Raw genomic sequence first — 252 nt, forward strand, 5'->3', positions numbered from 1 at the left:
TCCTGCCACGCCTGATTTAACGGCTGCACGAACATCGTCTGACCAAAACCGTGCCATGGGTCACCCAAACTGGCCGCCATCAGATTGCCGTAGCCCTGCGTCTCTGTCAGGCCGGTGCTTTTGCCCTGAAACACCGTCTGCGCCAGCCTTCCCGCCATTTCCAACGGGTCATCACTGGCGTTCATCTGTTGCAGTTTCAACCGCACCTGTGTGACCCGGGTCAGGAAGGTTGGCAGGTTGAGGGTATTGTCC

The 252-nt window shown here is 58.3% G+C and carries 1 protein-coding gene; it reads right to left on the bottom strand.

The window, feature by feature from the left end:
* A partial coding sequence (locus ABR397_RS23980; RefSeq protein ID WP_350307870.1) for a hypothetical protein occupies positions 1 to 252 on the bottom strand: 252 nt, incomplete at both ends.

Source organism: Photorhabdus viridis (assembly GCF_040256935.1).
Lineage (GTDB): Bacteria > Pseudomonadota > Gammaproteobacteria > Enterobacterales > Enterobacteriaceae > Photorhabdus > Photorhabdus viridis.